General features: G+C 31.7%; 29 protein-coding genes. 15 read left to right on the forward strand and 14 right to left on the reverse strand.

Annotated elements, in window-relative coordinates:
- Nucleotides 1–77 precede the first annotated feature (77 nt).
- Nucleotides 78–728, reverse strand: coding sequence for a YtpR family tRNA-binding protein (gene ytpR / locus OZJ21_RS07845; protein ID WP_003705886.1), 651 nt, complete (start codon nt 726–728; stop codon nt 78–80).
- Nucleotides 729–755: 27 nt separating this feature from the next.
- Nucleotides 756–1,073 (reverse strand): thioredoxin family protein, encoded by a 318-nt coding sequence (locus OZJ21_RS07850; RefSeq protein ID WP_003705885.1) that lies wholly within the window; start codon nt 1,071–1,073, stop codon nt 756–758.
- Nucleotides 1,074–1,197: 124 nt separating this feature from the next.
- Between OZJ21_RS07850 and OZJ21_RS07855 the strand changes: the two genes are divergently transcribed.
- Complete coding sequence (locus OZJ21_RS07855) at nt 1,198–1,539, forward strand: hypothetical protein (RefSeq protein ID WP_223656967.1); 342 nt, start codon at nt 1,198–1,200, stop codon at nt 1,537–1,539.
- On the opposite strand, the gene trmB is transcribed toward OZJ21_RS07855, so the two are convergent.
- The 4 genes from trmB to OZJ21_RS07875 form a co-directional block, all read right to left on the reverse strand.
- Nucleotides 1,522–2,160 (reverse strand): tRNA (guanosine(46)-N7)-methyltransferase TrmB, encoded by a 639-nt coding sequence (gene trmB, locus OZJ21_RS07860; protein ID WP_003709822.1) that lies wholly within the window; start codon nt 2,158–2,160, stop codon nt 1,522–1,524. The genes OZJ21_RS07855 and trmB overlap by 18 nt on opposite strands.
- Before the next feature lie 75 nt (nt 2,161–2,235).
- Nucleotides 2,236–3,024 carry a phosphotransferase family protein gene (locus tag OZJ21_RS07865; RefSeq protein ID WP_003699765.1) on the reverse strand — a complete coding sequence of 263 codons (789 nt, stop codon included), beginning with the start codon at nt 3,022–3,024 and terminating at the stop codon, nt 2,236–2,238.
- Between the two features lie 62 nt (nt 3,025–3,086).
- Entirely contained in the window at nt 3,087–4,280 is a 1,194-nt protein-coding gene (locus tag OZJ21_RS07870; RefSeq protein WP_268857637.1) for an ABC transporter permease, read from the reverse strand.
- Nucleotides 4,273–5,013: an ABC transporter ATP-binding protein gene (locus OZJ21_RS07875; protein WP_101897884.1), complete on the reverse strand. Its 741-nt coding sequence runs from the start codon at nt 5,011–5,013 to the stop codon at nt 4,273–4,275. Before OZJ21_RS07875 ends, OZJ21_RS07870 begins: the two co-directional genes overlap by 8 nt.
- A 120-nt stretch (nt 5,014–5,133) precedes the next feature.
- Here OZJ21_RS07875 and OZJ21_RS07880 point away from each other — a divergent pair, with 120 nt between their 5' ends.
- From OZJ21_RS07880 to OZJ21_RS07890, 3 genes are all read left to right on the forward strand, one after another.
- On the forward strand, nt 5,134–5,562 hold the full coding sequence (locus OZJ21_RS07880) for an HIT family protein (protein WP_003705878.1): 429 nt from the start codon (nt 5,134–5,136) through the stop codon (nt 5,560–5,562).
- Between the two features lie 3 nt (nt 5,563–5,565).
- Nucleotides 5,566–5,844 carry a hypothetical protein gene (locus tag OZJ21_RS07885; protein WP_003705876.1) on the forward strand — a complete coding sequence of 93 codons (279 nt, stop codon included), beginning with the start codon at nt 5,566–5,568 and terminating at the stop codon, nt 5,842–5,844.
- Nucleotides 5,845–5,963: 119 nt separating this feature from the next.
- Nucleotides 5,964–6,854 carry a peptidylprolyl isomerase PrsA gene (locus OZJ21_RS07890; RefSeq protein WP_003699757.1) on the forward strand — a complete coding sequence of 297 codons (891 nt, stop codon included), beginning with the start codon at nt 5,964–5,966 and terminating at the stop codon, nt 6,852–6,854.
- Between the two features lie 72 nt (nt 6,855–6,926).
- Here the strand turns inward: OZJ21_RS07890 and OZJ21_RS07895 are convergent, their stop codons facing one another.
- From OZJ21_RS07895 to OZJ21_RS07915, 5 genes are all read right to left on the reverse strand, one after another.
- A complete protein-coding gene (locus tag OZJ21_RS07895; protein WP_003708235.1) occupies nt 6,927–7,874 on the reverse strand; it encodes a 3'-5' exoribonuclease YhaM family protein in 948 nt (315 codons plus the stop codon).
- Nucleotides 7,875–7,968: 94 nt separating this feature from the next.
- Nucleotides 7,969–8,313, reverse strand: a complete 345-nt coding sequence (locus OZJ21_RS07900) for a YlbF family regulator (RefSeq protein WP_003699755.1) — start codon at nt 8,311–8,313, stop codon at nt 7,969–7,971.
- Nucleotides 8,314–8,358: 45 nt separating this feature from the next.
- Entirely contained in the window at nt 8,359–10,503 is a 2,145-nt protein-coding gene (locus OZJ21_RS07905) for a PBP1A family penicillin-binding protein (protein WP_003699754.1), read from the reverse strand.
- A 134-nt stretch (nt 10,504–10,637) separates the two neighbouring features.
- On the reverse strand, nt 10,638–11,789 hold the full coding sequence (locus OZJ21_RS07910) for a tyrosine-type recombinase/integrase (RefSeq protein WP_268857638.1): 1,152 nt from the start codon (nt 11,787–11,789) through the stop codon (nt 10,638–10,640).
- Nucleotides 11,790–12,321: 532 nt separating this feature from the next.
- Nucleotides 12,322–13,206: a helix-turn-helix domain-containing protein gene (locus OZJ21_RS07915; protein WP_268857639.1), complete on the reverse strand. Its 885-nt coding sequence runs from the start codon at nt 13,204–13,206 to the stop codon at nt 12,322–12,324.
- Nucleotides 13,207–13,345: 139 nt separating this feature from the next.
- Between OZJ21_RS07915 and OZJ21_RS07920 the strand changes: the two genes are divergently transcribed.
- The 10 genes from OZJ21_RS07920 to OZJ21_RS07965 all read left to right on the forward strand — a co-directional run bounded on the left by OZJ21_RS07920 (nt 13,346) and on the right by OZJ21_RS07965 (nt 19,217).
- Nucleotides 13,346–13,540 carry a hypothetical protein gene (locus tag OZJ21_RS07920; protein WP_268857640.1) on the forward strand — a complete coding sequence of 65 codons (195 nt, stop codon included), beginning with the start codon at nt 13,346–13,348 and terminating at the stop codon, nt 13,538–13,540.
- 12 nt (nt 13,541–13,552) lie between these two features.
- Nucleotides 13,553–14,218, forward strand: a complete 666-nt coding sequence (locus tag OZJ21_RS07925; RefSeq protein ID WP_195218955.1) for a BRO-N domain-containing protein — start codon at nt 13,553–13,555, stop codon at nt 14,216–14,218.
- A gap of 125 nt (nt 14,219–14,343) precedes the next feature.
- On the forward strand, nt 14,344–14,682 hold the full coding sequence (locus OZJ21_RS07930; protein WP_268857641.1) for a hypothetical protein: 339 nt from the start codon (nt 14,344–14,346) through the stop codon (nt 14,680–14,682).
- Between the two features lie 2 nt (nt 14,683–14,684).
- Nucleotides 14,685–14,915 (forward strand): hypothetical protein, encoded by a 231-nt coding sequence (locus OZJ21_RS07935; RefSeq protein ID WP_268857642.1) that lies wholly within the window; start codon nt 14,685–14,687, stop codon nt 14,913–14,915.
- A complete protein-coding gene (locus OZJ21_RS07940; RefSeq protein WP_268857643.1) occupies nt 14,899–15,246 on the forward strand; it encodes a hypothetical protein in 348 nt (115 codons plus the stop codon). Before OZJ21_RS07935 ends, OZJ21_RS07940 begins: the two co-directional genes overlap by 17 nt.
- Before the next feature lie 247 nt (nt 15,247–15,493).
- Complete coding sequence (locus tag OZJ21_RS07945; RefSeq protein WP_003699556.1) at nt 15,494–15,805, forward strand: hypothetical protein; 312 nt, start codon at nt 15,494–15,496, stop codon at nt 15,803–15,805.
- A 123-nt stretch (nt 15,806–15,928) separates the two neighbouring features.
- Nucleotides 15,929–16,372, forward strand: coding sequence for a hypothetical protein (locus tag OZJ21_RS07950; RefSeq protein ID WP_268857644.1), 444 nt, complete (start codon nt 15,929–15,931; stop codon nt 16,370–16,372).
- Between the two features lie 4 nt (nt 16,373–16,376).
- The gene (locus OZJ21_RS07955; RefSeq protein WP_268857645.1) at nt 16,377–17,477 is read left to right on the forward strand and encodes a conserved phage C-terminal domain-containing protein; all 1,101 of its coding nucleotides are present in this window, start codon (nt 16,377–16,379) and stop codon (nt 17,475–17,477) included.
- Entirely contained in the window at nt 17,470–17,907 is a 438-nt protein-coding gene (locus tag OZJ21_RS07960) for an ArpU family phage packaging/lysis transcriptional regulator (RefSeq protein ID WP_003699552.1), read from the forward strand. Before OZJ21_RS07955 ends, OZJ21_RS07960 begins: the two co-directional genes overlap by 8 nt.
- Before the next feature lie 893 nt (nt 17,908–18,800).
- Nucleotides 18,801–19,217: a sigma factor-like helix-turn-helix DNA-binding protein gene (locus tag OZJ21_RS07965; protein WP_268857646.1), complete on the forward strand. Its 417-nt coding sequence runs from the start codon at nt 18,801–18,803 to the stop codon at nt 19,215–19,217.
- A gap of 598 nt (nt 19,218–19,815) precedes the next feature.
- Here the strand turns inward: OZJ21_RS07965 and OZJ21_RS07970 are convergent.
- Nucleotides 19,816–20,481, reverse strand: coding sequence for a Crp/Fnr family transcriptional regulator (locus tag OZJ21_RS07970; protein WP_081533823.1), 666 nt, complete (start codon nt 20,479–20,481; stop codon nt 19,816–19,818).
- A 180-nt stretch (nt 20,482–20,661) separates the two neighbouring features.
- Here OZJ21_RS07970 and OZJ21_RS07975 point away from each other — a divergent pair, with 180 nt between their 5' ends.
- Nucleotides 20,662–21,561 (forward strand): mechanosensitive ion channel family protein, encoded by a 900-nt coding sequence (locus OZJ21_RS07975; protein ID WP_003708240.1) that lies wholly within the window; start codon nt 20,662–20,664, stop codon nt 21,559–21,561.
- 96 nt (nt 21,562–21,657) lie between these two features.
- On the opposite strand, the gene OZJ21_RS07980 is transcribed toward OZJ21_RS07975, so the two are convergent.
- Together OZJ21_RS07980 and dapD are read right to left on the reverse strand one after the other, a co-directional pair.
- Nucleotides 21,658–22,803, reverse strand: a complete 1,146-nt coding sequence (locus OZJ21_RS07980) for an N-acetyldiaminopimelate deacetylase (protein WP_081533807.1) — start codon at nt 22,801–22,803, stop codon at nt 21,658–21,660.
- Nucleotides 22,804–22,919: 116 nt separating this feature from the next.
- Entirely contained in the window at nt 22,920–23,624 is a 705-nt protein-coding gene (gene dapD, locus OZJ21_RS07985) for a 2,3,4,5-tetrahydropyridine-2,6-dicarboxylate N-acetyltransferase (RefSeq protein ID WP_003708242.1), read from the reverse strand.
- Nucleotides 23,625–23,633: the final 9 nt, after the last annotated feature.

Consider the following 23,633-nt stretch of genomic DNA (forward strand, 5'->3'; position numbering starts at 1 on the left):
TAAATTCTTTATTTTCCTATAAAAAATAGGCTAATATTTTAAAATAAATTTGAATACTAGCCCATTCTATCATATTATTACGCTTTATTTGTAAATAATTCTGCACCTTTTACAAAATTAAACTCTTTTCCTACTTCAAAAGCATCGGTTTCAGGTAAAACCAAAATTCCTCTCTTTTGTGGTGCATTAGGTAACTCTAATTCTCTAGCAGAACAAATCATTCCCATACTTTCTACACCACGTAATTTTCCAGGAAAAATCATAGCACCATTTGGCATCATTGCTCCTACTTTAGCCACTACAACCTTTTGTCCTTCGTCTATATTTGGAGCGCCACATACAATTTGCAATTCTTGATCATTATCAACTTTTACTTTGGTAATGTGTAAGTGATCAGAATCAGGATGTTCTTTCATACTTTCTACGTACCCTACAACAAATTTTGGATTAGCATCTAAAATTAATTCTGGATCAAAATCATTTTCTTCAAGTAATTTATTCAACTTATCCACTTGTTCTTGATTTAATTTTTCCTCTCCATGTCCTTGTAGGTCCGCCAACACAGTTGAAATACCAAAAAAGTTATATCCTAATGTTGTATTACTCTCAGCGTCAAAAATTCTTACAACATTTCCCTTTTTTTCTGATTTTTGTTGGATTGTATCAGGTCTTAGAACAACAACCAATACATCACCTATACTTTTAGGATTATAACTAGCAATAAACATCTGATTCTTTTCTCCTTTATTAAAATTTTAGATCGCTTTTAAGAAATTTTCTACTTCTTTCTTAGTCTTTCTATCTTTATTTACAAAACGATCTACTTCTTTTCCATCTTCATAAACAATGAAGCTTGGAATTCCATATACATCTAATTCTTGACATAAATCAATATTTTCGTCTCTATCAACTTGAATAAAGTTAAAATCTGAAAATTCTTCTTCAATTTCAGGCATAGCTGGTTTTATAAAACGACAATCAGGACACCAATCAGCTGTGAAAAATAGTACGTATTTTCCCTCTGCTAATTTTTCTTCTAGTTCTTGTTTATTCATTTTTGCCAATTGTTCCATTACAGACACTTCCTTACTTTTTGTAATTAATTATGCCTTAATTATAACTTAAAAAAATAATAAGTAAAATATATTGCTTATTCATCAAATATTTGATATTACTATAGTTAGTTTGAAAGGATTGATGACTGTGAAAAAACTGAACTTACAATTGCTTTTTGCTCTGCTTATTGTCCTTTGTCCGTTATTTTTGCTCATCTTCTATTTAAAAAGGAAGTATATCAAAAATAGCGAGATTGTCTTATCAAAGATAAGAGACGAATTTTCCAAACAGTATATAGTCAAAGATTCCTGGATCCACGTATATCCTCGTCAAAATTATCAATTTAATCAACCATTAACTTATGCTGGTGGTGTAAAATGTATTGATCCTTCAGGAAAAACCATTAATTATACCTTTACTGCAGATGCAAAAACCGGAAAAATTATTGATTCACATATTATCAACTTAGAAATGGGCTTCTAATTTAAAAATTGGTTGCCCTTTTTTACTAAATTTTTCCTCATATTCTGTCATTACATTATCTTCAGCCTCAGGAGATGAATGTAAGTCCAACCAAACTCCGTCAAATTTCATTCCAAAATTATTCATGCTAACTAAAGAATATTCAAACAATCCTTGGTTATCAGTTTTAAATTCAATATGTCCATTTGAATCTAATACCTCTTTATATTGTTCGAGAAAAGTTTTGTAAGTCAATCTTCTTTTAGTTTGACGTTTCTTAGGCCAAGGATCAGAGAAATTCAAATAGATACCTGCAATTTCACCTTTTTCAAAATATTCTCCTAAGCCACTACCATTAGCACATATTAACTGAAGATTAGGTAGTTTCTCTTCTAACTGTTTCTTCAAGGCAATTCCTACAGCAACTGTCTGTAATTCTAATCCAATGTAATTCTTTTCTGGATTCTTTTTGGCCATTTCAACAATAAAACGACCTTTCCCCATTCCTATTTCGACAAAAATTGGATTATTATTTTGAAAACGTGTGTGCCATTTTCCTTTTAATTTTGTTGGTTCTGTTACTACAAAATCTGGATTTTCTTCAATCAAAGGCTTAGCCCAGGGTTTATTTCTTAATCGCAATACTAGTCCTCCTACAAAAAATAAAAGATAGAGGGGTTAATGTACTAACTTCCTCTATCTCAACAATTCTACATTTTAAAAATTAAGTTCATTAATTAATTCCGATATTTTTAATATGTCTTGGTTCATTTCTGTGAAACGACCACGTTGATGATAGTATTTAACATCGAGCAATAAATTTATCAATGAATACCAGTAAATTCGATACCATAAATCTCTATTCACTTCTAAACCATACTGACGTAACCATTGCTCCCAATTTTTACGTGGGACATATTGACACATTAACATACTAAGATCACTAGCTGGATCAGCAATTCTAGCTGATTCCCAATCCACTAAATAAAGCTTTTCTTTATCTGACAACAACCAGTTTTTATGATTTAAATCTCCATGACATACTTCATAAAAGTCAGACTTTAAATCAGGCTGATTAGCCTTTAGATAATTTGCTACTTTATTCAATAACGGATGCTGATTTAAATCATCAGGAAGTCCTTCAAAGTATTTTCTCACTAAATCAATTGGCGTAACTACTTTCCCACCAACTTGAATTAACATTTTTTTAAGTACAGGAGTATGGTGAACTTTATATAATAAATCAGATACCGATTTTTGTCCCATTTCACTCCTATATAAAGATCTACCATTTAACCACTCTTGAGCAGTCAAAGTATCACCTGTTGAAATCCTCTTCGTCCATATTAGTCTAGGTGCTATTTCTTCCAAAGACAATGCTGCTAAAAAAGGAGAGGTATTTCGTTTTAAAAATACTTTTTGATCACTTTTTATTCCCATATATGCTGTATCTGTGTCACCACCGATTGGGAGGATTTGCCATCCATTTTCTAAATTAAGATTCATAATGACTTACTCCTCGCATTTAGTGCTAACTAAACTAAGTCTACAAATATATCTATTAAGTGTCAAGATTTTTCTAACCTTAAATTTGCATATCCATAAACAAACAGGATGCTTTCGACTAATACAAGGGCAAGGAAGGCTCCTGAGAGTAGTATATTTTGGATAGCGATATATACGGCTATGGTTGCTAGGAAGGCATTGATTATCAATAAAGCTAATAGGATGCTTTTAAATTCTTTGCCTTTGCTGTTGGTTTCAAGTGGATATAGATGCACGAATACATTATCGTCAAAGTACTTGTATAGGGGTAACATTTGGAAGCCGATTAAGTAGATGAACAACATTCCAATTACCAGGCTAAGCCAGAATTTAGGGATAAAGAGTAGGACAATGAACTCGATAACGGTTAGGCGTATATACAGGCCACTATATTCACCATTTCGGATGATTGCCCTAATGAATAGGTAGCCATATACGTTTTTAAACTTAGGTATGAGCCAGTCTAGGTACTTTCTACGCTTAGCTTTCTTCTTTACTTGGGGAACATCTGTAAATAGGTTGAAGAAACTGTATTTTCTCATCAGTCTTAGTTTTTCTACGTCTATCAAATAATTCCACTGAATGATTTTATTTTTAGGCAATGATTTCAAATACAGAATTAGTCCAACGGTAATCCCCAATGCGAAATATATGGATGCATACAAGCCAAGCATATAAATGATTAAAGGTACCACATAATTAAGGATAAGACTATATTTGCCTGCTTGATACTTTGCTTCAAAGGCTCGGATAAAGAATAAGTTTACCTGGGCAACCTTTAAAGCTACCTGACTTAATAATAGGATTATGCTTTCTACTAAGTTTAAATGGACACCGTAGTAAATGAAAGGCAGTAAAACGATCCAGACAACGATTTGAATAACGCTGTTTGATACCCAAGCTCGCTTTTGTGCTTTCATCAAATACTCTCTCATACCCTTTTCTTGTGGCAAAAGGAACACTTTATCAGGCTCATCAATTAATGTCCCTACCTTTCCAAACTGTAACATCACAAGCAAGACAATGATTACTACCGGCTTGGCCCATGGGTACGATAGATCTACATTTAAGGACTTTATGAAATTAGAGTATGTGTAGCTTATTCCACCCAGTAAAAAAAGTAACGCAATTACAAAATGATCGTTGAATACATAGCGATAGTACTTGATCATTCGCTTTAGATACAGGTTTAATCGCTTCTTCCATAGATTATTCATTGGCCTTTTCCCCTTTAGTCAAACTCAAATAAATCTCGGAAAGAGAAGCATCTTGCTTATTAAATTGAGCTCGTAATTCTTCCAATGTCCCACTTGCCTTCAATTCTCCATGATTAATCATTACAAATCGATCGCAGTACTCTTGGGCCGTTCCTAGTACGTGCGTAGACATTAACACTGCTGATCCTTTCTTTTTAACGTCATCTATGAGCTTTAATAGATCATCTGTAGCCAATGGATCTAATCCCAAAAACGGCTCATCAATAATAAAGAGCTTAGCCTTAGTAATGAAGGCACACACGATCATTACCTTTTGTTTCATACCCTTTGAAAAGTTGGCCGGAAACCAGTCCAATTTATTCTGTAACCTAAATATTTCCAATAGCTCATTTGCCTTTTTCCAAGCTTCATCTTTATCTAAATTATATGCCAGTATCGTCAACTCTATATGTTCCTTTAACGTTAATTCATCATATAAAATGGGCGTTTCTGGAATATAAGCAATCTTACTCTTATATGCTTGTGCATCTTCATCAATAGTTATTCCATCTATCTCAATTGAACCTTTCATAGCATGTAATAACCCTATAATATGATTAATTGTCGTTGACTTTCCAGCACCATTCAGACCAATCAAGCCCACCAATTCGCCATTATCAACACTAAAATCAATCCCTTTCAACACTGGTATTTGGGAATAACCACCTACTAAATTCTTAACCTTTAACGTCATTCTACATTCCTTCTATTTCTTAATTTAATATCATCTTAGCAGCAGTTAAAAATTATGTCTAGTAATCGCCTAATAGGTGTATAATTGTAGATAGATTAACTTGAAAGAAGGTAGAAATTTATGGAAGATTGCATTTTTTGTAAAATCATTGCTGGTGAAATTCCTAGCACAAAAGTCTATGAAGATGATGAAGTATTAGCTTTCCTAGACATTTCACAAGTTACTCCTGGACATACTTTGGTAGTTCCAAAAAAACATGTAGCTAATATTTATGAATACGATACAGATTTAGCTGCTAAGGTTTTTAGTCGTATTCCAATGCTTGCCAGAGCTATTAAAAATTCTAATCCTAATATTTTAGGTCTTAACATCCTTAATAATAACGGTGAAGTTGCTTATCAATCTGTGTTCCATTCTCATATACATTTGATTCCTCGTTATAGTAAAAAAGAAGGATTCGGCCTTAGATTTGATGATAATTCTTCAAAATATGATAGTAAAAAACTTCAAGAAATTGCTAATCAAATTTCTTCTAAGGTTGAGAATTAATCTATGAAAAAAAGAAAACTTATTATTCCAATTACTCTAGGTGTTGTTGGATTAGCTTATTACAATAGAAAAGCTCTTAAAAATGAATTTCTTATCTATAAAGATTACTATGAAACCTTATCTAAAGAACTTTCACAAGTTTCTTTTGCTTCAAAGAAAGTCTTGTTTAATGTAATGCAACTATTAGATCAGGTTAGTGAATCTTCTGATACTATTGAAAATTTATTAACTGAAATTGACGATTTTTCTCAAGAAGTTAATAAAACTTTAGATAGTTTTTGATTTTTAGACTTTTTCTTTTATTTTTTTGTAAGATTTAGTTTTTTTTACTATCATTTCAATATCTATGGTATAGTTATTATCGTTAATTTAAATTAATTGAATGGATGTGTATATTTATCATGAAAAAGAAATGGTTAGTTGCCATATCTGGTATTGTTTTAACTTTCGGTCTTGCTGCTTGTTCAAAGACAGTAGCTACAACATCTGGCGGAAAGATTACTGAAAGTGAATACTATAGTAGTATGAAGAAAACTTCTTCTGGTAAGCAAGTTCTTCAACAAATGATTTTAAATAAAGTTCTTGAAAAAGAATATGGTTCAAAAGTTTCTGATAAAAAAGTTAATGAACAATATAATACTTACAAAAAACAATATGGTTCTTCTTTTGATTCTGTTTTAGCACAAAATGACATGACTAAATCTAGTTTCAAACAAGAAATTCGTTCTAACTTACTTTTAAAAGAAGCTGTAAAAGATAATACAAAAATCACCAATAAACAATTAAAAGCTCAATGGAAAGAATATGAGCCTAAAGTTACAGTAGCTCATATTTTAGTATCAAAGAAAAGTACTGCTGAAGACATCATTAATAAATTAAAAGAAGATGGAAGTTACGCTAACTTTAAGAAATTAGCTAAGAAGTATTCTACTGACTCTTCTACTAAGAACGATGGTGGTAAATTAGCTGCTTTTGACAACACAGATACTTCATTAGATAGTACTTTTAAGAAAGCTGCTTTTGGATTAAAGCAAGGATCATTTACAACTGAACCTGTAAAAACAGAATATGGTTACCATGTAATTTATTCTATTAAGAACCCTGGCAAAGGTAAAATGTCAGATCATACTTCTGAATTAAAATCACAAATCATCGATTCTAAGATGAGTGATTCTACAACTCTACAAACAGTTGTATCTAAGGTTCTAAAGAAGGGTAATGTATCTATTAAAGATAAAGATTTACAAAATATTTTATCTAGCTACTTAGGTAGTTCTTCTAGTTCTAAATAGAACAAAAGGCACAAGTCAATTTCGACTATGTGCCTTTTTATTTTCTAATAAAATAATATCTACTTGATATCTTTATTCTTTAGGTTTGTAGAAATTACGACCATCAAGACCAAAAATACGCTCAGAAAATTCACCAAATTCTGTATGACTTAACGAACTCTTCATCATTTGAATCGATGCATCAAGTTGATCGATTTGATGTAATACTTCAGCTTCCATAATATGTGGTCTGACCGGTGACCCATATTCTAACAAACCATGGTGTGATAATATCATATGCCTTAGCAAAATTACTTCTTCGCTATTATAATCTATCTGCAATATCTCACACGCTTTTACAATTTCTTCGTCAACAATTACAATATGCCCTATCATGTTACCTTCTAGTGTATATTTAGTCGCTATCGGTCCAGATAATTCTTTTACTTTCCCCAAGTCATGAAGAAGAACTCCTGCATATAACAATGACTCATTTAATACATCATATTCCTTGGCAATTGCTTTGGCTAACCTCAACATAGATACTGTATGAAATGCTAATCCTCCAGAAAAAGCATGGTGATTTTTCTTAGCCGCAGGAAATAAAAAGAAACTATCATGATATTTATTTAGCAAATATCTCACTATTCTATTCCATTTAGGATTAGTAATTTCAAAAAATGTATTGTTAATTTCTTCTTCAATTTTTTTAATTGATTCTGGCGCAGTTTGTAAATAATATTCAGGTTTGTTAGGTTCATTTTCTGTAGCAATTCTTAAATTAAATATCTTAATTTGCGGATTATCTTGATAATTCTCTCTTTTTCCTTTTAATCTGACAACTTTTCCTTCTTTAAATTCTTCGATTTCTTTTTCAGTTGCATTCCAGAATTTAGCACTTATTTCACCTGATTTATCAGCAAAATTAAAGGCAATAAACTTTTTTCCGTTTTTCGCTACTCTTACTTCAGCACTTTTAATCAAAACAAAAATATCCATATTTTCATTTATTGAAAAATCTAATAACTTTTTTTCTTCCATTCCTACTTTTCCTCACACTTAATGTTTCTCTAAAACTTATTTTAAAATAAAAACTCCCAGTTAAGCAACTCTGTGCTTCCATGGGAGTTAAATCTTAACCTTCTATATCATATACTTCACTTAAAGGTTTAAAAATTATCTTATTCAAATCATCAATCAAAACACTGATGGCACGTTCTTTTTCCATCAATTCCATCATTAGTGGATATTGAGAAGCTTCTTGACTAATTTCTTGTAATGATTTCATCACTTTTTCGTCAAGCGTTCCTTGCATTTGTTGTTCTTGTAAAGTTTTTTGTGCTTCTCTTAACTTCTTATAAACTGCAAAAGTAGCATCATCTGCCTTAACTTTAGCAACAACTGCTTGCAAATCTTTGTATTCTTGTGATTCACGTAAATCTTTTTCTAATTGATTAGCTGTATCATAAACATTTATCATAATAATTCCTCCAAAATCTTTATATTCTTATTTTAACATATATTCTTATTGTCCAAACCATTCTTGTAATTTTTGTTTTCCTTGATCAAACAAAGATGAAGCCTTACTTCCCCAATCAGATGCTGATTTAGAGAATGAATCATCTAATGTTTCACCCGCTTTTCTAAATGTATCCCATACATTTGATGAACTTGATGAAGCACCACTTTCTTGGGCTACCATAGTTGAAGCTGGCTTAACAGTAAACGTATTTCCAGCAGTATGAGGCAAAATACCTTCCATTTCATTCTTAAATAGACTCGCTCCACCTCTAATACCTTCTTCACTTAACGAATACTTAGTAGAATCAAAGCCTACCCAAGTTGCTACTACTACATCTGGTGTGTATCCTATATACCAATGATCGTTTTCATTTGAACTATTAGATGCTGTTAAACTTTCGGTAGAACCAGTTTTCCCAGCAATCGTATATCCACTTGGACTAGCAGATTGACCTGTTCCACCTGTCCTATATACATCCATCATCATACTAGTCATCTCATTGGCAATTTTTTTAGTCATTATTTTTTTAGAATCATTCTCTGTATTATCCACAATCACTTTGCCCTGTGCATCGACTATCTTTGTAATAAAATGTGCAGTATATAATTTCCCTCCATTTGCAAAGGCCGTATAAGCATTGGCCATTTGATAAGGTGAAACTCCCTTCTTCAAGCCACCTAATGCTAAACTTAGATTTTCGTCATCTGAAGTTAACTTTATTCCAAATTTTTCGACAGACTTATAACCTTTAGAAACTCCAATTTTATTTAATAGCCATACAGCAGAAGTATTTTTACTTTCAGCTAGGGCCTGGTACATAGGAATTTCTCCAGAGTACACGTCATTCCAGTTATGAGGCTCATACTTATCTTTACCATATGCCTTTAATTCATCTTTTACATCAGTATCATAATGATATCCTGACTGAAGAGCTGGGGTATATACAGCTAGAGGTTTTATCGTTGATCCTGGCGATCTTACTAATTGTGTACCACGGTTATACCCTCTAAATACATGAGTTCCTTCTCTTCCACCTACAACTGCAGCTACACCCCCATTTTGCGGATTAATAGCAATAGATGCCCCTTGTGCTTTAGTTCCATCTTCTGCATTATATGGGAATAAACTACTGTCAGCAAAATCATCTTGCATTTCATTTTGATAATTTTGATTCAAGGATGTATATATTTTATATCCTCTATTCATAATATCTGTTTCGCTTAACCCATATCTATTCATCGCCTCGTTAATAACTGCATCAAAATAATATGGATATCTATAACTAGATGTATATTGATAGTTATCATTTGTTGTCATTGGAGTTGCTTGATACTGACTAACTTGTTCTGCGCTTAACTTTTTATTATCCTCCATCAATCCCAAAACTACATTTCTTCTATCTCTTGAAGCTTGGGGATGATCTATTGGATTATAAGCTGTTGGACTCTTTAACATACCTGCTAGGGTAGCTGCTTGTGGCACACTTAATTCACTAGCATGTACACCAAAATATTTCTCAGCTGCATCCTCTACTCCCCAAACACCATTTCCAAAATAAGCGTTATTTAGATACATTGCTAAAATATCTTTCTTTGAGTAATCATTTTCTACTTGCATAGCAATAAATATTTCTTTAATTTTTCTTGAAAATGTCTGTTCTTGAGAAAGAAATGCATTTTTTACAAGTTGTTGCGTTAGTGTACTACCACCGCCACTTATATAATCTCTGTGTAAAATCTTGTTTTTAGCATATAAAAGAGTAGCTCTTCCAATACCAGTAATAGAAAAACCATACTCATGATAGAAATTACGATCTTCCGTAGATAAGACAGCATTTTGAACATTATCAGATATCTTATCAAGAGGTACCCATGTCCCTTTTTGTGAATATAATGCTCCTGCTTTTTGTCCTTTATAATCATAAATCTCAGTGGAGGTTTGTAATGCTGATTTTAACCCTCTAACATTTGTCTTTTTGGCTAAAAAAACTCCATAACTACTAATTAAGAAAAATATACTTAAAAAGACTATTGTTAACCATCGCCATCCTTGATATCTTGTCCATTTTTTCTTAAACCAAGAACCAAAAATTCTAGAATTAGCTAAAAAGTCATCCTTTATCTTTTCAAAAAAATCTTTTATCTTCATTCATTAACTTCCTTGTCAATAAAATTACTCAGTATATTTTATCACAATTATATATTGGACGCCAAAAGCCTTTATATAGCGGTATTTTGAACCTTACTAACTCTTGGCAGTCTGTTTTATAGTCTGTACTTAGTCTAAAGGTCGACATATCTCGCAAATTCATCGCCTATTTTATCTTGCTTTTCTTTCATTGTATGAGTATAAACATCAAGGGTTGTCTGTACTTTGCTATGACCTAATCTAGCTTGTACTTGCTTAATATCCATACCAGACGCAAAAAGTAACGTAGCATGAGTATGCCTAAAACCGTGAGTAGTTATTCGGTAGATGCCGGCTTTCTCTGATATTTGCTTAATATACCCTCTTACTGTTGCATTGGTTATAAAAGCATTCGAATTATTACTAAATATCAATTGATCTTTACTCATCGCATTAATACCAAACATTAGTAATTGTTTTCTTTGCTTAAGTTGCCACTCTTTTAATATCTGAATAGTCCTATCATCAAGACTTATTTTTCTATTGCTTGCTTTAGTTTTTGGCGTTTGAATTACAAGCCCTTTTTCTGTTCTAGCAACTGTTTTACTTACTGATACAGTTTTATTTTTAATATCCAAGTCATGCCACGTTAGAGCTAAGCATTCGCCTACTCTCATACCAGAATAAGCAAGCAAACGGAACAGAGCATATTTTTTAAAATCTATATCTTTAGCAGTATCCAAAAACTTTTTTAATTCATCACGATTATAAAAATTATCATGCTTAGAACTATCTTGTACTTGCTGAACTGGTTTAGGCTTAATCACATAAAGCATTGGATTGCTTTCAATCATGCCAAGTCTTAAAGCATAATCAAGTGTATTTTTAACGATGCCAGTTACATATACATAAGATTTTGGCGTTTTATTAGATACTTTACTAGTGAAATCTTGGCAATGCCTCAAAGTTATCTTGTCTACATACATATCATTGAAATATGGACGGACATATTTTTTTACACGCTTTTCAATACCACGCCAAGTTGACGCCTTAACCCTTGTTTTATGCAATGCTAACCATTCATCTAAGACATCGCCAAATTTACCACTCTTAACATCTTTAAAATATTGGTTAGTTCTAACTAAGTACTCTATCTTTAATAACTCATTCTTTGCATCCTCTTCACTGGTAAAACCTTGACGCCTTATATAACGTTGCTTTCCAGTCAATTCATCAACACCCGCATAATAACGGAACTTATAACGTGTATTTTCATCTTTATCTAGATATTTTTGTATTTTTACCATGTTCAATCATCCTCGTATTTAGTCTAACAACCCGCTTAAATATCAATAGATGAATATATGTATTTATCTAGAATGAGATGCTTGAGGACTTTAGCTCAATTTTGAGCAGTCCTAAAATACTTTTTAAAGTCTGAATTTTATGCCTTTTGAAAAAGTTGCTACTACCTTTTAGACATTTTTGTCGAAAACCTATAAACAAGGCTTTATCACAAAAAAGTGAAAAACTAAATATAAGCGATGCATCTACTGGAATAACCTTGAAAAAAACTTATATTTCCCGTGTTGGACATTTTTGTCTATCACGCTAGAGAGCTATTAATCATTTTTGACTAACAGTTACAGGGCGTAAAGTTTGAACTTTCTCAAAAATAAGAATGTTGCTACTACCGTTATGAACAAAAATGTTCAAAACCTAATACTTGCCGTGTTTCTCAAAATTGAGTAAGACGATAAAAGCACTAGAGCCAAAAATGGCTTGAGTAAATCATTGATCTAATAGGTTTATCGGAAAAATCCGAAAAAACGGAAAAACCTAGTCCTCATTATCATTAGCATAAGCATCAAGCTGATCTTTTACATTTTCTCTTATCTCTAAAACTCTTTTATCATTCGTATCAGTAGTTAATAAATTAAATAACGCTTGAACGTTTTTATTAATCTCTATTTTTCTATCATCCGAATAACTTAGCAAGGCACTTTTCACGCCAATATCTGAGATGAATAGATTACAAATAGACTCAAATAACACTACATCTTTATTTTTGTTTGAGGATAAATTAACAAGATCATCTTTATATTTTTCCTCTTGATATTCTTCTAGTATTTGTTGCATGTTTGAAAAATTACTAGCAAGCTTATCATCATGATATTTTTTTTCTATTGTCATGTAGTAAGCATCTACATCGCTAGGAACTGACGCTAAAAAATTATAATCATTTACCAACGGTAAGTATTTACCGACCAAATAACCTAATGCTTGACGATTATTATTATCTATCAAATTTTCAATAAAATAGCGACTACTATCCCTATCTATCGAGTCCTCAACGAAATTATCAGAAAAACGCAAACCCGAACCCCAATTACTATTAATGTAATTCACATCGTCCCTCGTTAGTTCGTACCATAAATTTTTCGTTATACTCCGAAAAATTGAGAAATAATTATCTTGCTCATTTTCATCGAGAATTTTATCCACTACATAGTTAATAGCCTCGCTCCTCGAGACGCCTAACCCTTGCAAATAAGGAACTGGAACACTGAGACTCTTTGCCAATGCTTGCCACATCTCTAATTTAGGTTCTCTTTTTCCTGTTTCATATTGGCTTAATGTATTACTTGCTATACCTATTTTTTGACTCAACTCTCTTAAGGTTAGTTTTTCTTTATTTCTAATTTCTTTAATTCTATTATTCATAATTTATACCAACTTTCTAAAGAGAATTATAACACAAACAGTCTCAACTTGAGAACAGTTCTCTTGACATTCTCAAAAAGAGACTGTAATATAATACTATAATATTAGCTCTCATTACGAGAAAAAAGAGGTGAATAGAATGCTTTTATCAGAAGAACAACTTAAAGCTCTAAGACGCTTTAAAGGCGAAATGAATATAACAACCTTTGCACTATCTCAAGAAATTGGTGTGAGTCGTTTTTCACTAGCTAGAGCCTTAAAGGGACAAGGGATAACATCAAATAATGCAAAGATAATTAATAGTTGGTTAATCAAACAATTACTAGAAAAATAAGGAGGCTTAGACATGGTTAAAGTCGAAAAATGGTTAAATCATGAAATTAGGTTCGTAAATAAAGATACTGAATGGCAAGCAATAGCCAAAGACATCGCAGACGCTTTAGAGTATTCAGATACTAACAAGATGCTAAAGCGAATAAATAAGGAATATCAAAGTAGTTATTTAGTAACTGATAAAGATATATCAAAAATTAGAGAGTACCACCAAAACGGCGGACATCTTAAAAAATTTACTAATCATAATTACACAACATTAACGGAACTTGGAATATATCAAGCAATCATGAGGAGCAACAAGCCACAAGCTAAAGAATTTCAAGAATGGATATATACAACTATTCAGAAGATGAGACAAGATCAAGGATTAGAACAGTATCAAGCCTTTAAGATGCTAGATAAAGAGCATCAAAGAAAAGCGATGCAACAGTTAAAAGACGGACTAATTAAACCAACTAAAGAACATTATATTAAAGCTAACTTAATCACTAATAAAGCACTGAAATTATTTTACAAGTTAGACAAAATCCCAAATAAAAAGGATTTAACTACCGAACAACTTGCCAAACGTGAGGAAATATTAAATGCAACGATCAAACTAATCATAACTAAAGAAACTTTACAACTTGATAATTTACATGTTTCTAAAGTTATCTATCAAAAATACAGTAATTAACACAACAACAACCCGCTTAAACATCAATAGATGAAATTAAAACAATCAAAAACAAAAAGACTTGTCCAAAATTGGACGCATCTTTTACTTAAAGATATAAGGACTATTAGAGAGGAGTTTTTACAATGAGTTTATATACAAGTGATAAACAACAAACACAACAAGCATCGCCAGTAATTAAGGTTTATTTAACCGATGAACAATTTAAGGAATTAGTACCCTCATTGCTAGATAGACTAAGCTCAGACTTAGTAAATGAATTGATTGATGAACGCATTGAGAAAGAGCAAGCCCCTTATTTAAACAAAAAAGAGTTTGCTAAATGGGCGGGATACGCACCGAATACAATTAATAAATTTATTGCTGAGGGATTACCAGTTGCCACTGTTGACTCAATTAAGGCAATAGGAAAGCAAAGTTTTATAAACTTTATGAAATCAAAAGAAATACAGAGAGGGATTTAACAATGAAAAAGATAGACATGTATGACGTATCTAATGAATTAGCAACTTATTCAATCCAATTAAACGACATAAGCGAGTTAATACTTTTTAACTTGAATAAGTCAGACATAAGTAAAAGCGATGAATTAAACCGCCTCTACTTTTTAGATGATTATATAAAGCAACTCTCAAACGAGTTAGACAATTTTAGTAAGAAAATTATACGAGGTGATGAAAATGACCGAGACAATTAACGGAATACCAACAAGCAAAACATTAAGCAATATTTTTAACGTTGTCTGTAACTCTAGTTTAGATAATCCAGTGAAAACAAAACAATTAATACTACTAACTGGATTGAATGAAAGACAATTAAGAGATGCTATCAACACTTTGAGATTTATGTATGGCGTACCTATTGGAGCGGTGAGAGGAACAAAGAAAAACGGTTATTATCTTATCAATACTCAAGATGCCCTACTGGAAACAATAGCACCGATAAGATCTCAAGCACGAGAAGAATTGAAACTCATTAGGAAACTAACAACCAACTTTAATGAATGGAAAGAGGTACAAAAACAATGATTACTTACACACTTAACATCGCTCAATACATTATATTAATTGCCTTGTCTGTTAGTACTGGATACATTCTTGATGAAATTGTAAGAGCAATTAAAAATGGTGATTTTTTTGATTGAGAGCAAAAGAAAAAGCCTATTCAGTTAGTGGCTGAATAAGCTCGAGAAAATAAATATCTTAAACGATCACAAACAAATAAAAGCATTCGATTTATTTGTGCTTTTTTATTATACCATACAGGAGGTACAAAATGAACGATGATATACAAAATTGGAATGTACCAACTAAAGACGAGAGAGAAACTATATTAATTTATGATGAACTATTAGACCAGTGGCACATCTATACAGACGTACCTAAACACATTAAAAAATACGAGAAATACCTTGATGAAAGTAAGCAGTATAGAAAAGGTTACGATGCTAAGGGCGTGTTATCCATGCTAGACGGATGCATTAAAGGCGGTAATGTTTCAATCAATAAGAAAAGAACGATGACCGAGGAGCAAAGAAAGCAAGCAAGCGAGAGATTGAAAACATTTAGACAAAACAACAAGGCTTAAAATGCTTTATTTGCTCAAAATCGTACTGAATTCATTCAAAAAAACAACATAACCTATTAACTGAGTGTAATTATACCTAATTGGAAATACACTCTTTTATTTTAGAGAATAGAGGCGAAAAACATGAGTAAAAAAGATACAACATATATATTAAACGAGATTAGAAATTATCTAGATGAGTTCAATAATGCAAGCGATGATTATTACTCTTTCATAAAGCTAAGCAAAGAACTAACGGAACTAAGAAACACGATACAAAGAATTGAACTAGCTGATGCAAGTATACCCTACATTAACCAGTTAAAGAAACAGTATGATGCAAAAGAACAAGCTTACATCGCACTATACAAGTATATAAAACACGGTTTAATTTCATCGTGGTATGAAACCAACAAGATAATAAAAGACATTGGAAAAATAAGCGATGCCGATTTATCAAGTAAGAACAAACAAATGCAATACCTCAATCACTATAAAACCTTGCTACAGGAAAACAACAATATTATAAAACCAACACTAAAAGAACGCATCGCCTATAGTCTCAGTAACCTAACTAGAAAGAGATGAAAGTATGAGTAAATTAATAACGGATGAAAAACCAATAGTAATATTGCCTAGTTTAGCAAAGTTATTAGGAATAAATGAGGCAATAATTTTACAACAGATACATTACTGGTTAGAACGTTCAAACAATATTCATGATGGTTATAAGTGGGTATATAATAGCGTAGCAGAGTGGCAGAAACAATTTCCATGGTTAGCTATAGCAACGCTTAAAAGGAAATTTAAATCGCTAGAGGATAAAGGCTTATTAATTACAGGTAACTATAACAAAAAGAACTTTGATAAAACAAAATGGTATAGGATTGACTATAACTTATTGAACGAAATGGGACAACGATTGTATCAAAATGATACAACGATAGTATCAAATTGCACCAATGGAAAGTATCAAAATGATACAACCAATACCAGAGATTACACAGAGAATAACACAGATACTTATAACTCAAATAAATTTGATTATAATGAGTTTATTGAATGGTTTAATGAATTAGCTGATAAGGACTTTAGGAATACAGAAACTAATAGACAATATATTAAAGATTTATTGAATGATGGTTATACTAAAGAGGATCTAGTTAATGTAATTGAATATAAAGTAAATGAATGGAAAGATAGCGAGAAGATGAATAGGTATCTTAGATTTAAGACATTACTTTCACCTAATAATTTTGAAAGGTATTTACAAGATGCAAAAGAATTTTTACCCTCTGAACCACAAGAGAAAAGAAAAAGAAAAGTTCCGCTAAAAGAAAAAGAAAGAGACCCTATTGATGAACAAATACATCAAGGCAAATTATTTTTAGAGAACTTTCCAGATAATGAGGTAATAAAAGCAGAGCTTAAGAAACTTGAACAAATTAGAGATGAACTAAATAAAATTGATGAACAAATACATCAAGGCAAATTAGATAACGAAAATGTAAGAGCAGAGCTTAAGAGACTGAAACAAATTAGAGATGAACTAAATAAAATTGATGAACAAATATATGGAGGCAAATTATTTTTATCAGAGCATCCAGATAATGAGGCAATAAAAAAAGGAATAGAGAAACTTGAACAACAAAGACAAGATATGATTGAAAAGGCGATGATATTAAGTGAATGAATTAAGTGAGTTACTTGGCGATGAAAAAGAGATAGACATTAAAAAGACGATTGATAATGTAAAATACTTTTTTAAAGTCAAATATGATAAGTTGCTGATGCTTGCTAGTGAGGATCAATTACAAGGAATTAGATACGATAAGTTAAAGGTTACCTCATCGCCTATTAACAATATTGAAAGTACGCAGTTAAAACGAATAAAGGCACAAGGCTATCTTAACAACATTAATCAATGCATTAATAGCCTAGATCCACTAAAAGCCAAAGTTTTAAGATACAGATTGATAGATAATAAAATGATGATTGAGGTTGAGTCAATTATTGGCTACAGTCATAAATCAACTTATCGTATATTTAATAATGCTTGTTATGAGTTTGCTCAACGTTTAAAGTTACTAGCTGATATAGACTTACTAGAATATAAAGAGTAGTCAAGATGCATCTACCCTTTTAAGTTGCTAACTCAGAAAATTAATTCATTGTCGAAAATTCGACCGTGAGAACTAACTGGATATAAAAAAACTACCGTAGCGATGAACCACGGTAGCAAATACGAAAAAATGATAATAACTAAGAACCTTAATTCTAAGATCCTTAGTAACATGGTAGTTATATTATACCATGATTGCTAATTATTTACATGTTGCCACTTGGTAGCATGTTTTTTTATTGCTTACACGCCGTTATTTAATCCACTAATACAACTAGATCTCCCCAAAATTGAGGACATCTTTTAAGCAGTTTATAGATACGCCTTTGTTTAAATCACTAACACAATTACATAGCTTACTAGAATTACAGACGCTTAGAACTAACATTACAAGAGCTAAATAAACACGTTTCAAGACATTTAAACCTTATCCAGTATAATTACACTCAAAAATATTTCATGTTAATATTTCCACTATTTTCATTCAAAAATAGAGAAATAAACGCATTCTATGCCTTAAGTTATATTAATCCATACATCGCAAAATAAAATTATTGTAATTCGATTGAGTTGATTTAAACATGTAGCCCCCTAACCTCAATAAATACTTGAAATAATTAGCGTTCAACGGTGATGAGGTACTTATACATTAAATTCGTTTTTCAGTAAAAAAACACTTATAATTTTAGAGGAAAATATTTAATTCTTAACCCGTCCGAAATTGGCTCGGTTAAATTTATATCAAGGGTTCATTGACAAATAGTCAATAATTAATAGAGCGGAATTTCACGCTATACTAGAGGAGCATAATTTTATTGTTTCAATACAGGCGATGCCCTTACTAAGCGGGATTTTCCGCTCAGTTCAAACAACTTTTAAAGAGAGGTTTAGCAAATGAATACAGACAACGAATTTAAGCACAATAAAGCCTACTTAATGCAATATCGTAGGATGCATGAAAAGATAGATAGATTAAAAGATAAACTAGATAGACTTGATGAACGTTGTAGCCTAAAAGGCGTATCTTATTCATCGCAACCCTCTAGCACTGTAACTAAAACACTGGATGATATTTTGGCACAAAAAGAATACATTGAGGGAAAAATTAGTAAACTTACAGGCGATGCAATCAAGATAAGCAACGAGATACAAGATAGATTGTTAGATCTAGATAATCAATTAGAGGCGGAAATTTTAGACCTATATTTTCTTGAAAATCATAGCTTAAGTGAGATTGCTAACATTCTATGTTATTCAGAGCGTCAAATTGACCGGCTATATGTTAAAGGTATCGAGCATCTTTCTGAATAATAGATAAAAAATTAACTCAGCCGAAAATTCAGCTCAGTGTTTTATGTATTCTCACGGCTGAAAATTAAGCAGTGAAAATACATCCTTAAGGCTAAGACATTTTTGGACTACCCTTTAAAAGTTTTAATACGGCTGAAAATTCAGCTCATTGCCAAAGAATGAAATATTAAATACGAGTGCGGAAAATTTCGCAGTCAGAATATACATAATCTCACTGAGCAAAATTACGCAGTGAAAAAATAGAGCCGAAAACTCGGCTCAACTAATCTAGAAATTATTTTCCTAGTGTACGCATCCTATAACTTGCATCTAACTCAGACCAAAATAAAAAGGCGTCCCTCAGTTAAAAACACCTTGCAAAAAACAGTCTGTATATTAATCTTTTATTCTCATTCTACCGATATTTAAACGGGTTGTTAGCAGTCTGTTAGTAGTCTGTTTTGTAGTCTATTTTGTATGATTTTAGATAATTATTTATAAAAGTTGATATTTAAAAAATGCTATTGTATCAACGTTTATAGCGTTTTTTAATCTTTTACAATAAGTAGTCTGTAATTTTATCACAATTATGTATCTATTTATCTATCTAAACCTATCTTCATAGGAAATTTTTAAATTCTTCAATTGCTTCGTTAGCTATTCTCATATTTCTTTCCTTCTGGAGAAGAACTCTTTTTTGTCTTAATTCTTTTATTTTTTTGTTAACTGTTACACGTGTAGTACCTAATATTTTAGATAATTTCTCTTGATTTAATGATCGGGGTAATTCATAATGTCCATGCTTATCTTTCTCATCTATAAATATTGCATATAGTCTACATGTCCTATCTAATGCTTCTAGTTTATTACGATTACCAATTTCTTGAGATAAACTCTTTAAAAAATCCAGTTCCTCAATAATATCATCCCAAACTAGATTACAAAATTCTTTACCTGCTCTAACTAATTTCTCCATAACATCATGTTTAATAACCAATACAGTCGCTATTTTAGAAGCAACTGTTACTCTTTCACAACATAACTCTTCATTTTGACTAAAATTAGGGAAAAATCTTCCCCTACCTTTATAAAAAGGAACCTCCCTATCACCGTATAACTTTGTAATTTCAATATTTCCATTTATTAAATAGTAATAGTGTGTACGATCATCAACTTCATTGTAAATAGTTTCTGCATACTTGAATTTTTTTATACGACAAGCTCTTGCTAAAATCTCCTGTTCTTCATTACTTAAAGTGAATTCTTTTTTTATTATACTTCTCATAATTCCTCCTTAAATTAAATATTTTCTATATATAGTACCTAATTATTTACTCCATTTGTATATCTTGCTCTTAATTCTCATTATTAATTAATTATTTTACAAAAAATTTTGCAACATTATTTTTACAATTTAAATTTCTTGCTTTTTTTGATATGCTTAATTTAGTCATTTTCAGAAAGGATGGGAATTTTGCTTAATTTTTGGTTGGAATCTAATATCATTACTAAAAAAGTTAGCACTGATACTAATATTTTCAAAAAATATATCGATAACTTTAATTGGGATGAATTACTTTCTAAAGTTATAACAACAACTATTTTGTTACTGTTAGTCTCGTTGCTATTTTATATTTTTCATTATATTGGTAAGAAAATTATCAAACGAGCTTTTAAAAAAAATCGTTTGGTTGAGTCATTGTCTTCTGGAAGAATTAATACAGCTTACACATTATCGCAAAATATCTTCCATTATTTTATTTTGTTCTTCTATTTTTATGCAGTATTATCTTTGCTAGGGATTCCAATAGGCTCTTTAATTGCTGGTGCTGGAATCATGGGTGTTGCAATAGGTTTAGGTGCTCAAGGATTTGTTACTGACGTGGTTACTGGATTTTTTATTCTTTTAGAACAACAATTTACAGTTGGTGATGACGTTAAGATCGGGACTATTTCTGGAAAGGTAGCAGCTTTTGGTTTAAGAACGACACAAATTCTTGACTATGATGGTACCCTACATTACATACCTAATCGAAGCATCACAATTGTTAGCAATCTTTCACGTAATGATATGCGAGCCCAAATTGATATCCATGTTAAGCCTAACCAAGACTTTGATAAAATTAAAACTGTTATACAAAATGTAAACAAATCCTTAACTCCCAAATTTGATGATATTACCAAAAAACCGCAAATTTTAGGTGTAGTTGAAACTCCAAATGGTCTTGTTTACAGAGTAATTATTTTTACTAAAAATGGTGCCCAAGCTCCTGTTCAAAGGGCATTTCTCGCAAAATATTTAGAGGCTTTAAAACAAGCTGGTTTAGAGATGCCTATTTCTCCTATTAATCTATCAGCTAAGTAATCAATTATATATAGCAAATACCCCGTAATTATTAGATAAAAATCTAAGTAACTACGGGGTATATTTTTATAAATGAGAGACACATTCAAAATGCATCTATTTATTTAAGCTTTCTTGTCTATTTTTAAGATAACCTGTGATTGCATTTACACCTAACATAATCGATTCTTCTTTAGGTGCTAAATATTCAGAATGTAGAGAATAAGGACTATCTACTCCTAACCAAAACATTGTTCCTGGAATTTTTGAAATTAAATAGCCAAAGTCTTCTCCCGTCATCGCAGGTAATGTTTCAACAAAATCTACATCATCTTCATTTTTCATATAATTAATGAAAGCTTCTGTTGTATTATCATCATTTTCAACAGGATAATACCCACCTTGATGCAAATCGATTTCCAATTCACAATCGAAACTATGTGCTATTCCTTCGGCAATTGTACGTACACGCTTTTGAATAAGCAAATTATTTTCTTGAGTTAAAGCTCTGATTGTCCCGTCTATTTGACAAACACCAGAAATTACATTTCCTGTTGTTCCTGCAGAAAAATGACCTAAAGTAACTACACCTGATTGAATCGGATCGACATTTCTACTTACAATAGTTTGAATTTGGTTAACGAATTGAGCTCCTGCAACTACCATATCATTAGCTTGATGTGGATATGCAGCATGTCCACTTTTACCAATAAATTTCACATGTATTTCACATGTACCTGCAAATAAAGTACCTTTACGACAACCAATTGTACCAGCAGGAAGTTGTGGATTATCATGTAATGCATAGATTTCATCTGGCATCCATTCGTCTAATTCACCACTTTGATAAAGTTTCATTCCACCACTTGCATTTTCTTCCGCAGGTTGGAAAATAAATGTCATATTATATTTAGGACGATGACTAGCAAAATAACTTAATACACCTAAAGCAACCGTCATATGAATATCGTGTCCACATGCATGCATTCTCCCATCATGCTTTGATGAAAATGGCAAACCTGTTTTTTCCTCAACTGGTAATCCATCAATATCAGTTCTATAACCTATGGTATAATTCTTATTTTCACCATTAAGATGAACCAAGATAGCTGTCTTCCATCTTTTTATCTCTAAATTCTCTTGTGGTAAACTGTTAATTATTTTTAACAAATAATCAGAAGTTTCATATTCCTCCAAACCGATTTCTGGTATTTGATGAAGATCTCTTCGGATTTTTATTAATTCATTTTCTTGTAAAGTCATAATTACACCCTTTATCTATTTTAATCATACTCATTATACTCTAATATAACCAGATTAAATAGTCCTATAAACAAAAAACATGTGAAACAACTTATATTTCACATGCTCTTTATTAATTATAATTTACGTAAATCATCAACAATTTCAGTTTTAGAATCATCCACTTGGGAAACATCTTTAACTTTCTTAGCAGGCATTCCCATAACTACAGTGTAAGGTTCTACATCTTTAGTAACAACAGCGCCAGCACCTACCACTGCACCTTTACCAACACGTACACCTTCAAGGACTACTGCATTAGCTCCGATTAAAACATCATCTTCAATCACAACTGGTTGTGCAGAAGGTGGTTCTACCACACCTGCTAACACTGTTCCAGCACCGATATGACAGTTCTTGCCGACAATCGCACGGCCACCTAATACAGCTCCCATGTCTATCATTGAGCCTTCGCCTATTTCAGCACCAATATTGATTACAGCTCCCATCATAACAACAGCATTATCACCAATTTCAACTTGGTCACGGATAATTGCGCCTGGTTCAATTCTTGCATTGAATTTCTTCTTATCTACCATCGCTACCCCAGTATTTCGACCATCATTTTCTAGATGATAACTTTCAACAGAGGAATCCTTCAAGATAGGTTCTACATCTGCCCAATCACCAAACATAACACCAACATTGTCAGTAAAGTATGTTTCAACATTTGAAGGTACGTCTAAAGAATTTAAATCTCCCTTTACATAAACCTTAACTGGCGTCTTCTTTTTTGATTCAGCTATTGTTCTAATAATATCATGAGCGTCAAGTTTTGCCATTATTTTTCC

Origin of the sequence: Ligilactobacillus sp. UO.C109, assembly GCF_026847815.1 — a bacterium.
Classification (GTDB): Bacteria; Bacillota; Bacilli; order Lactobacillales; family Lactobacillaceae; genus Ligilactobacillus; species Ligilactobacillus salivarius.